The sequence below is a fragment of the Thermus sp. genome, from assembly GCF_040290245.1.
GTDB lineage: Bacteria > Deinococcota > Deinococci > Deinococcales > Thermaceae > Thermus_A.
Genome location: NZ_PSMQ01000009.1, coordinates 29,956 through 39,949, shown reverse-complemented (window position 1 = coordinate 39,949; position 9,994 = coordinate 29,956). Strand labels below are relative to the sequence as shown.

Sequence of the window (9,994 nt, the reverse complement as noted above, 5' to 3'; positions counted from 1 at the left end):
CCTCGGGGTTGGGGTTGAAAGCTGCGGCAAAGTGCAGGGGGGTCCAGCCGTTCTCATCTGTAGCCTCGAGGTTCGCCCCCAGCTCCAGCAGCGCCTCGAGGACCTTGGGGTTGGGGTTGTTCGCCGCGGCCAGGTGCAGAGGGGTTCTCCCGGTCCTATCGGTTGTATCTACCCTAAAAAAGAAGGCCGACTCCTTTATAGCCGCAACCAGGACGCTGAGGACCTCGGGGCTCTGGCTGAAAGCCGCGGCCAGGTGCAGGGGAGTCTGGTCGTCCTTGTCTCGAGCATCCACCTTGGCCCCCTGCTGGATGGCCTGCTCCACATCCGCAGGGGTGGCCGTCTTCCAGAACTTCTCCTCGAGCAGCGGGTTGGCCAGGGCCAGGCCGGCCAGCATGAGGGTTGTCATTAGCACTTGCAGGGTTTTCAACATAGGTTTCTGCGTCACCTCCCTTTCAGGTGATTCCGGGCTCGGAGTGCGCAAACACTGCCGGGCCGTTTTTGTTCCCATCATACAACCTCTGCGGGATTGGTGGAAGGGGTCCATGTACCCCCGCATTAAAGATGCGGGGCACTATAGCCCCTTCCACACCATCCTCATTATTGTAGAATGGTCCCCATGGGTTACGAGCACGAGAAGGCGCTGTATGAGGCCTGGGTGGAGCTTCTCTCCTGGATGCGGGCCTACGCGAAGGAGAAGGGCGTGCGCTTTGAAAAGGAGGCCGACTTCCCCGACTTCATCTACCGCATGGAGCGGCCCTACGACCTTCCCACCACCATCATGACCGCCTCCTTATCCGATGCCTTGGGGGAGCCCTTCCTCCTGGCCGAGGTCTCCCCTCGGCACGCCCAGCTGAAGCGGATCGGCCTCCGCCTGCCCCGGGCCCATATCCACCTCCACGCCCACTATGAACCCGGAAAAGGCCTGGTCACGGGGAGGATCCCCCTTACCAAAGAGCGCTTTTTTGCCCTGGCCGACCGGGCCCGGCAGGCTTTGGCCTTGGCCTAGGCCTCCAGGGCCCCCCAGAGCCTCAGGACCACCCCGTGGAGGAGGACGAGGCCTCGAGGGGTGGGCTTGAGGCGCGAGCCCTCTCTAAGGAGCAGCCCCTCGGCGATGAGCGCCTGGGCCACCCCCTCCAGGCGGGGCCAGAGGGAAAGGCCCGTCCTGGCCTCCACCGCCTTGACCTCCACCCCCTCCCTCAGGCGGAGGCCCAGCATAAGGCTCTCCTTGGCGTGCTCCAAAGGGGGGATGGCCTCCTCCGAGGGCGGTTCCTCCCGGAGCCAGCGGGGCAGGGGAGGGTTCTGGGTGCGGCGGGCGTAGAGGGGGGCTTGGGCGGGGAGGTGGGCGGTGGCGGAAGGCCCCAGGGCCAGCCAGAACCCCGCCCGCCAGTAGACCAGGTTATGCTGGGCCTCCTCCTTGTCCCGTGCGAAGTTGGAGACCTCGTAACGCACAAACCCCGCCTGGCCCAGGACCTCCTCGGCCCTAAGAAACGCCTCCGCCTCCTTGTCCGGGTCCACCTCCACCCCCAGGAGGGCAAAGGGGGTGCCCGGCTCCACCTGCAGGGTGTAGGCGGAGACATGCCCCACCTCGAGGGAGGCGGCCTCCTTTAGGTCCTGGTCCACGTTTTGCATGGGCAGGCCCAAGATGAGGTCCAAAGAGACGCGAAACCCCTCCTCCAAAGCCAGCTCCACCGCCCTTAAGGCCCCCTTTCGCCCGTGGGCCCGGCCCAGAAACTTGAGGACGGGGTCTTGGAAGCTCTGCACCCCCAAGGAGAGCCGGTTCACCCCCAGGTCCTTAAGGAGCCGAAGGCGTTCTCGGTTCAAGGTCCCGGGGTTGGCCTCGAGGGTCACCTCTGCCCCCGGCCTGAGGCCCCAAGGGAGGGCCTGGAAAAGGGCCACAAGCTCCCGGTCCCTGAGGAAGCTGGGCGTGCCGCCCCCGAAGTAGAGGGTCTTTAAGGGGTCTGGGTGGGCTTCGTGAAGGATGGCCGCCTCCTCCCTTAGGCGGGCCAAGTAGGCCTCCACCCAGCCCGGCCCCCGCCGGACCACGTGGAAGTCGCAGTAGGGGCAGAGGGTGGGGCAGAAGGGGACGTGAACGTAAAGGCTGCTCACCGCGGGGAGGTTGGCCATTTCGACGCCTCTCAGTCTACATAGAGGAGGCGGAAGTCGTTCAGATTGGTCCCCGTGGGGCCGGTCTGGATAAGGGTGCCCGCCTGGGCGAAGAAGCCGAGGCTATTGTTCTCCTCCAGGAAGGGCCCTGGGTCCAGGCCCATCCGCCAGACCCCCGGGGTGAGGAGGGCCCCTGCTACGCCGCTATTCCCATCCAGGCCGTCCGAGTCCGCGGCCAGGGCGTACAGGGGGGCTTCGAGGTGGGCGTAAAGGGCGAGGAGGAACTCCAGGTTCCGCCCCCCTTTTCCCTTGCCCGCCACCCGCACCTGGGCCTCCCCCCCGGAGAGGAGGAAAAGGGGCTTTCGGAAGGGCACCCCGTGGGCGCGGATGCCCCCTATGAGTTCGGCGTGGAAGCGGGCCAGGCTCCTCGCCTCGCCCCCGAAGCGGTCGGAGAGGACCACCGCCCGGTGCCCCTCATCCTTTAGGAACCGCCAAGCCGCCCGGAGGAGGTGAAGATTGCTGCCCACGATCCGGTAGGAGAGCCTTTTTAGGGCGGGGTCTTGGGGCTTTAGGGTCTCGGGAACCTCCCCCCTTGCCCCCCGCTCCAGGAAGGCCCTGGCCCTAGGGAAGTCCAGGCGGTAGCGGTCCAGCACAGCCAGGGCCTCCCCGTAGGTGCTGGAATCGGGGTGAAAGGGGCCCGAGGCGATGACGCTGGGGTCGTCCCCCGGGACATCGGAAAGGAGGAGGGCGTGGAGCCTGGCCCCTGTGGCCAGAAGCCCCCTTCCCCCCTTAATCCGGGAGAGGTGCTTGCGGACGGCGTTGATCTCCCGGATGCTGGCCCCGCTTCTCAGGAGGGCCTCCGTAAGGGCCCGTTTCTCCTCGAGGTCTATCCCCCAAGGGGCGCACCAGAGGGCGCTTCCGCCCCCGGAGACCAGGGCGAGGAGGCGGGCTTTGGAAGAAAGCCCCTTCAGGAGCTCCAAGACCTCCTCCGCCGCCTTCAGGCTTTCCCCATCCGGCACCGGGTGTGCGGCGAAGCGGGCCCTTAGGCCCAAGGGGTCCTGCCCCTTGGGAAGGGTGAGGTGGTAGGCCACCTCCCCATAGCGGTCCAGGGCGGCCTTGAGCATGGAGGCCCCCCCTTTGCCCACCGCCAGCACCAGGTCGGGCCGCCAGGGGGGTAGGTGCCTGAGGGTGAGGCGGTAGGGGTCGGCCGCCCTTAGGGCTTGGAAGAAGGCTTCCTGGAGGAGGGCCTCTCGGTTTCGGTAAGGGACCATTTCTGGCGCGCTCAGGCCTTCGTGGCCCCTTGATGCTCCCCTGGCGGGGAAAGAGCCTTGGGGTCCTGGCCTTCGTAGAGGAGCTCCAGGAGTTCGGCGAGGTGCAAGACGGGAACCTGGCCGATGTACCGCTGGATCTGGGTCTGGCAGCCGATGTTGCCCGTGACCACCAGGTCGGGCTCGGTGGCCTTGAGGTTCTCCGCCTTGCGCCGCCCAAGGGCTTCTGCGATCTCCGGCTGGAAGAGGTTATAGGTGCCCGCGCTTCCACAGCAAAGCTCCGGCTCCTTGGGCTCTAGCACCTCCACCCCCGCGGCCTTTAAAAGCCGCCTGGGGGGGTCCTTGACCTTCTGCGCGTGCAGAAGGTGGCAGGCGTCCTGGTAGGCCACCTTGAGGGGGCTAGGGGGCGGGGGAGGGGGGAGGAAGCCCAGCTCGTCCAGGAAGAAGGAAAGGTCCTTTACCCTCTTGGCAAAGGTACGGGCTTCTTCCTCCTCCTTTTCCCCCAGGAAGAGGAGGGGGTACTCCTTCATCCCCGAGCCGCACCCGGCGGCGTTGGAGAGGACCACCTCCACCTCCTCAAACGCCCGCATCGTCCTCAGGGCCAGGCGCCTGGCCCCTTCCTTGTCCCCCGCGTGAAGGTTCAAAGCGCCGCAGCAGCCTTGGTCCTCGGGGAGGACCACCTCCACGCCGTTCTCCTGCAATACCCGGAGGGTGGCCCGGTTGATGGAGGGCCGGAGCACCCGCTGGGCGCAGCCTAGGAGAAGGCCCACCCGGGCCCTCTGCTCCCCTTTGGCGGGGTAGACCTCCTGGTAGGCCTCCTCTCGGTGTTCCCTTCGGGAAGCAACCTTGGGAAGGGCCTCGGGCAGGAGCTCGAGGGGGGCCTTTAGGGCCTTGGGCAGGGGCAGGGGCCTAAGGAGGGGCCTAAGGCGCACCCCAAGCTCCGCCAGGGGCCGGAGGCGCCCAGGGTAGGGGAGGGTCTTAAGGAGGCCTAAGCGGTAGACCTCCTCAAAGGGGGAGCGATGGCGCTTTTCCTCGGTGTGAAGGCGGAAGGCGGCGATGAGCTCTCCGTAGGCCACCCCGCTCGGGCAGGCGGTGACGCAGGCCTGGCAGGCCAGGCACCGGTCCAGATAGGGCAAAGCCTCCTCGAGGGCAACCTCCCCTTCCAGGACCGTCTTCATCAGGTAGATCCGGCCCCTGGGGGAGTCCATCTCCTCCTGGAGGACCTGGTAGGTGGGGCAGGCGGGAAGGCAGAAACCGCAGTGGACGCAGGCCTCTATGGCGTGGGCCATCGCCTCGCCCACCTGGCCCAAGGCTTCGACGGGGATCTTGTGCTGCATCCTCCTCCTAGCTTAGGGGAAACCGGCCTCTAGGGTCTAGGGCCTTTTTGACCCTGAGGAAGAAGGCGTCCTGGGGGGGTGGGAAGAGGGGATCGGACACCGCCCCCTTCAGGACCAGGTGGGGGATGCCCAGGGCCTTGAGGCGGTCCCGCTCCTTTGGCTCCACCCCTGCGTAGAGGGCCTCCCCGCCCGCGATGTACCGCCTAGGGCCTGAAAGGAGGGCCTCGAGCCGGGGGATCTCCGGGAGCTTGGCGGGAATCTTCACCAGCAGGGGGCCGTAGGGCAGGCTTCTGGCCTCCTCCCAGTAGGCCTCGTCCTCCTCCAGGACCTCGCCCCCTTTTAGAAGGGCCCTGAGCCTTTCCACCCGCCGGGGGAGGCTTTCGGGAAACCCGCCCAGCCGGAGGAGAAGCGTGGCGGGGGGCTCGAGGTCCAGGGCCATGAGGTCAAAAAAGAGAAGGCGCTCCATCTTCTCCAGGGCCTCCTCCAGGCGGCCCAGGGCCAGCCTCAGCGTTTGGGTGGCCTTGGGGTAGGGGAAGACCTTGAAGGAGAGGGCCACCATCACCCCAAACGCCCCCAAGGACCCCACCATCAGGCGGTGGAAGCCAAACCCCGCCGCATTTTTCACCACCTTTCCCCCCGCTTTGACCAGCCTCCCCGTCCCATCCACAAACCGCACCCCCAGGAGGAAGTCCCGCACCCCCCCGAATCGGTGCCGGAGCGGGCCGGAAAGCCCCGCCGCCACCGTCCCCCCCAAGGTGGCCCCCTCCCGGGCGAAGGGGGGGTGGAAGGGGAGGTGCTGGCCGTGGGCCTTGAGAAGGGCCTCCACCTCCTTCACCGGCGTACCGGCCAAGGCGGTGAAGACGAACTCCTCCGGCTCGTACTCCAAGACCCCCCGGAGGCCAGAGAGGTCCAAGACCTCCTCTGGCCAGGGGGCAGCCCCTTGGGGCGTGCTCAAGGCGGGCTTGGTTCCCCCCGCCCGGACCCTGAGCCTCGGCCTGGTCCGCACGGCCTCCTGAACTTCCTCCACGGTCTTTGGGCTCATCCACCCCCCTGGCCCGGAAAGACCTTCCCCCGGTTGGCGAGCAGACCGGGGTCCACCTCGAGCCGCACCCGTTCCATGGCCTCGAGGTCCTCCGGGGAAAACATCTCCGCCAGGTAGGCCTTCTTCTCCATCCCCACCCCGTGCTCCCCCGTGATCGACCCCCCGAGGCGGATGCAGAGCCTGAGGATCTCCCCCGCCAAGGCCTCGGCCCTTTCCAGTTCCCCGGGCTTTTTCCCGTCGTAGAGGACCAGGGGGTGGAGGTTACCGTCCCCCGCGTGGAAGACGTTCGCCACCCGGAGGCCGTACCGCTCGGACAGGCGCTGGATCTCCTTCAGGGCCTCCCCCAGGCGGCTTCTCGGGACCACCCCGTCTTGGACCAGGTAGTCCGGGGAGAGGCGCCCGACCGCGCTGAAGGCGGCCTTGCGCCCCTTCCAGATCCTCTGCCGCTCCTCTTCCGTCTTCGCCACCCGGACCTCGTAGGCCCCGCTTTGGGCGATGACCTCCTCCAGGACCTGGGCCTCCCTCTCCACCTCCAGGGCCTCCCCCTCGAGCTCCACGATGAGCAAAGCCTCCGCCTGGGGGTAGTCCGCCCCCACCGCGGCGGAGGCCGCCTCAATGGCCAGCCGGTCCATGATCTCCATGGCCCCGGGAAGAAGCCCCGAGCCGATCACCCGGCTCACCGCCTCCCCGGCCTGGTCCAGGGCCTCGTAGGCGGCGAGGAGGGTGTGGTACTTCTCGGGCCTGGGAAGGAGCCGGAGGGTGATCTGGAGCGCGATGCCCAAAAGCCCCTCCGAGCCTACGAAGAGCCCCAAAAGATCGGGGCCCACCCCCTCGAGGCCCTCCCCGCCCAGGCTCACCACCTCCCCCGTGGGGAGGACCACCCTGGCCCCCAGGACATGGTTCACGGTCATCCCGTACCTGAGGCAGTGGGCCCCGCCGGAATTGAAGGCCAGGTTTCCCCCGATGGTGGAGACGGGCTGGCTGCTGGGGTCTGGGGCGTAGTAGAGCCCGTAGGGCTGGGCGGCCTTGGAGACGTCCAGGTTCACCACCCCGGGCTCCACCACCGCGATCCGCTTCAGGGGGTCGATCCGCAGGATGCGGTTCAGCCGGTTCAGGGCGATGACGATCCCCCCTTCCACGGGGAGGGAGCCCCCGGAGAGGCTGGTCCCCGAGCCCCGGGCCACGAAGGGGAGGCCGAGGCGGTGGCAGAGGCGCACGGTCTCGACGACCTCCTCCTCGGTCTCGGGGAGGACCACCGCCAAAGGGCGGGCCCGGTAGGCGGTGAGGGCGTCGGACTCGTAGGGGAGGAGCTCCGCGGGGCGGGAAAGGAGCCTCGAGGGAGGATAGAGGGTCTGGAGGGCCTTCAACGGGTCCATCTTTCCTCAGTCTATATACTCGTAGGCGATGGTGGTGAGGAACTCCGGGAACTCCTCGGAGAGGACGAGCCGGTCCAGGATCACCTCCGCCTCAGAGTAGCGCCCCTTTTCCCGGCCCCCAAGCTTTTCCAGCTCCTCCCCCTTGACCTTCTGGTAAAGCTCCTCCGTCACGGTTCGGCCGTCCTCGAGGGTGGCCTTTCGGTGCACCCACTGCCAAAGCTGGGCCCGGGCGATCTCCGCGGTGGCCGCGTCCTCCATGAGGTTGAAGATGGCCGCCGCCCCGTTGCCCAAAAGCCACTGGTTCAGGTACTGAAGGGCCACGCTGAGGTTATTCCGGAGGCCCGCCTCCGTGATCTTCCCGCCGGGCACGCTGAAGTCCAAAAGATCCTCCGCGGTCACGTTGACGTCCAGCCGCTTCACATGCTTCTGGTGCGGGTTTTCCCCTAGGTAGCGGTCAAAGACCTCCATGGCCACGGGGACGAGGTCCGGGTGGGCCACCCAGGTCCCGTCATAGCCCTGGCTTGCCTCCCGCTCCTTGTCCAGGCGGACCTGCTGTAGGGCTCGTTCGTTCACCCCGGGGTCCTTGCGGCTGGGGATGAAGGCGGCCATCCCCCCGATGGCGTGGGCCTCGTGGAGGTGGCAGCTCTTCACCAGAAGCTCCGCGTAGGCCTTCATGAAGGGGACGGTCATGGTGACCTGGGCCCGGTCGGGGAAGAGGGGGGCGGAGTCCGCGAACTTTTTGATGCAGCTGAAGATGTAGTCCCACCGGCCCGCGTTGAGCCCTGCCGCGTGCTCCTTGAGTTCGTAGAGGATCTCCTCCATCTCAAAGGCGGCGAGGATGGTCTCGATAAGGACGGTGGCCCGGATGCTGCCCCGCGGGAGGCCCAGGTAGTCCTGGGCGAAGTTGAAGACCTGGTTCCAAAGCCGGGCCTCGAGGTGGCTTTCCAACTTGGGCAGGTAGAAGTAGGGGCCGCTTCCCCGGGCGATCAGCTCCTTAGCGTTGTGGAAGAAGTAAAGCCCGAAGTCGAAGAGGCTTGCGGAGATGGGTTCCCCGTCCACCCGGACGTGCTTTTCGTAGAGGTGCCAGCCCCGGGGCCGGACCACCAGGGTGGCGGTCCTTTCCTTAAGGGCGTAGGCCTTCCCCTCCGGGGAGACGAAGTCGATCTGGCGGCGGATGGCGTCATAGAGGTTTTTCTGGCCCTGGATCACGTTGTCCCAGGTGGGGGAGAGGGCGTCTTCGAAGTCCGCCATGAAGACCTTGGCCCCGGAGTTTAAGGCGTTGATGATCATCTTCCGCTCCACGGGCCCCGTGATCTCTACCCGGCGGTCCAAGAGGTCCAGCGGGGCCTCCGCCACCCGCCAGCTCCCCCCCCGGACGAAGGCGGTCTCGGGCAGGAAGCCGGGCCGATCACCCCCCCGGTAGGCCTTCCAAAGCCGCTGCCTCCGCTCGAGGAGGGCCTGCCGCACGGGCTCGAACTCCCGGTGGAGGGCCACCAGGAAGGCCTGGGCCTCAGGGGTGAGGACCTCCTCCAGAAGCGGGTGGCCTTTGAGGATCTCCATCCCGTTCATACTGGCCCGAGCCTACCCTGGCGGAAGGGTTTTGTCAATGACCGGAATAGTTTTTCATTTATTGAAAAAATGGGGCGCCCGTGGTACCCTACCCCCATGCCAAGGCCGCGGTCCAAAGGAGCGATGGGCGTAAGGACCCTGGAGCGGGGCCTCGAGGTGCTCAGGCACCTGGCCGACGGGGAGAAGACCCTTAAGGAGCTGGCGCGGGAAGGGGGGCTTTCCAAGAGCACCCTTTACCGTCTTCTTTCCACCCTGGTGCGCACGGGGTTCGCCGAGGAGAAAGGAGGGCGGTACCGGGTGGGGCCGGTGGCCTTCGCCGTGGGCCAGGCTTACCGGGCGAGAAGCCTTTCCGAAGCGGCCCGGCCCTGGATGGTCTGGCTGCGCGACCAGACGGGAGAGAGCGTCAACCTGGCGGTGCGAAGCGGCCTTGAGGCCCTTTACGTCGACCAGGTGGAAGGCCTCCAGCTGGTCCGCCTCTTCACCGCGCCTGGGACCCGGGCCCCTCTTCACGCCACGGGCGTGGGCAAGGTGTTTTTGGCCTACGGGGAGGTTCCCGAAGGGCTTTCTTTAAAGCCCTACACGCCCTACACCAAGACGGAAAAAGAAGCCCTTTTCGAGGAACTGGCCTGGGTGAAGGCCCAGGGGTATGCCCTGGACAACGAGGAACGGGAGCTAGGGGTACGGTGCGTGGCCGCCCCCATCTTCGGACCCGGGGGGGAGGTGGTGGCGGCCCTTTCCCTTTCCGCGCCCGCGAGCCGGCTTTCCGAGGCGGCCGCCCACGAGCTTTCCCCAAAGGTCCGGGAGGCGGCGCTTAAGGTTTCTCTCCACCTGGGATACAGGCCGGAGTATACTGGGCTTAGTAGGTGAGCTGCGTCAGCCTATGGCAGGGGGGAGGGATGGAGAAGGACCGGCCGGTGTACGTGATCAGCGTAGCGGCGGAGCTGGTGGAGATGCATCCGCAGACGCTCAGGCTGTACGAGCGGAAGGGTTTGATCAAGCCGCGGCGGTCTGGGGGTAAGACGCGGCTTTATTCGGAGCGGGACATTGAGAGGCTTCGGGAGATCCGGCGTCTGACGCAGGAGCTTGGGGTGAACCTGGCGGGGGTGGAGGAGATCATGCGGCTTCGTTCGGAGCTCGAGGCCCTGCAGGCCCGGTTCGAGGCCGAGGTGGCCCGGCTCAAGGCGGAGCTCGGGGCAGAGTTGGAGGCCTTGGACCTCCCCAAGGCCCTTCCCGCCCCCGGCCATGCCTCCTCCCCAAACCCCAAGGACCGGCCGGTGTACGTGATCAGCGTAGCGGCGG

General features: G+C 67.0%; 10 protein-coding genes. 3 read left to right on the top strand and 7 right to left on the bottom strand.

Annotation, left to right across the window (positions count from 1 at the left end):
- Positions 1-406 (bottom strand): ankyrin repeat domain-containing protein (locus C4301_RS02540; protein WP_352413550.1); only part of this gene is annotated, 406 nt, incomplete at its 3' end.
- Between the two features lie 210 nt (positions 407-616).
- On the opposite strand from C4301_RS02540, the gene C4301_RS02535 reads away from it, so the two are divergent.
- Positions 617-1,006, top strand: coding sequence for an NADH-quinone oxidoreductase subunit 15 (locus C4301_RS02535; protein ID WP_352413549.1), 390 nt, complete (start codon positions 617-619; stop codon positions 1,004-1,006).
- Here the strand turns inward: C4301_RS02535 and hemW are convergent.
- Genes hemW through aceB form a run of 6 tightly spaced genes read right to left on the bottom strand, consistent with a single transcriptional unit; the run spans position 1,003 to position 8,695 of the window.
- Positions 1,003-2,106 (bottom strand): radical SAM family heme chaperone HemW, encoded by a 1,104-nt coding sequence (hemW, locus tag C4301_RS02530; RefSeq protein WP_352413555.1) that lies wholly within the window; start codon positions 2,104-2,106, stop codon positions 1,003-1,005. The genes C4301_RS02535 and hemW overlap by 4 nt on opposite strands.
- A gap of 29 nt (positions 2,107-2,135) precedes the next feature.
- Positions 2,136-3,374 carry a glycerate kinase type-2 family protein gene (locus C4301_RS02525; RefSeq protein ID WP_352413548.1) on the bottom strand — a complete coding sequence of 413 codons (1,239 nt, stop codon included), beginning with the start codon at positions 3,372-3,374 and terminating at the stop codon, positions 2,136-2,138.
- 11 nt (positions 3,375-3,385) lie between these two features.
- Positions 3,386-4,708, bottom strand: a complete 1,323-nt coding sequence (locus tag C4301_RS02520) for a (Fe-S)-binding protein (protein WP_352413547.1) — start codon at positions 4,706-4,708, stop codon at positions 3,386-3,388.
- 7 nt (positions 4,709-4,715) lie between these two features.
- Positions 4,716-5,750, bottom strand: coding sequence for an FAD-binding protein (locus C4301_RS02515; RefSeq protein WP_352413546.1), 1,035 nt, complete (start codon positions 5,748-5,750; stop codon positions 4,716-4,718).
- On the bottom strand, positions 5,747-7,126 hold the full coding sequence (locus C4301_RS02510; protein WP_352413545.1) for an FAD-linked oxidase C-terminal domain-containing protein: 1,380 nt from the start codon (positions 7,124-7,126) through the stop codon (positions 5,747-5,749). Before C4301_RS02510 ends, C4301_RS02515 begins: the two co-directional genes overlap by 4 nt.
- A gap of 6 nt (positions 7,127-7,132) precedes the next feature.
- On the bottom strand, positions 7,133-8,695 hold the full coding sequence (gene aceB, locus C4301_RS02505) for a malate synthase A (protein WP_352413544.1): 1,563 nt from the start codon (positions 8,693-8,695) through the stop codon (positions 7,133-7,135).
- Positions 8,696-8,791: 96 nt separating this feature from the next.
- Between aceB and C4301_RS02500 the strand changes: the two genes are divergently transcribed.
- The gene (locus C4301_RS02500; RefSeq protein WP_352413543.1) at positions 8,792-9,562 is read left to right on the top strand and encodes an IclR family transcriptional regulator; all 771 of its coding nucleotides are present in this window, start codon (positions 8,792-8,794) and stop codon (positions 9,560-9,562) included.
- A gap of 29 nt (positions 9,563-9,591) precedes the next feature.
- Positions 9,592-9,994, top strand: a 403-nt coding sequence (locus C4301_RS02495; RefSeq protein WP_352413554.1) for a heat shock protein transcriptional repressor HspR, incomplete at its 3' end; no start/stop codon positions are given.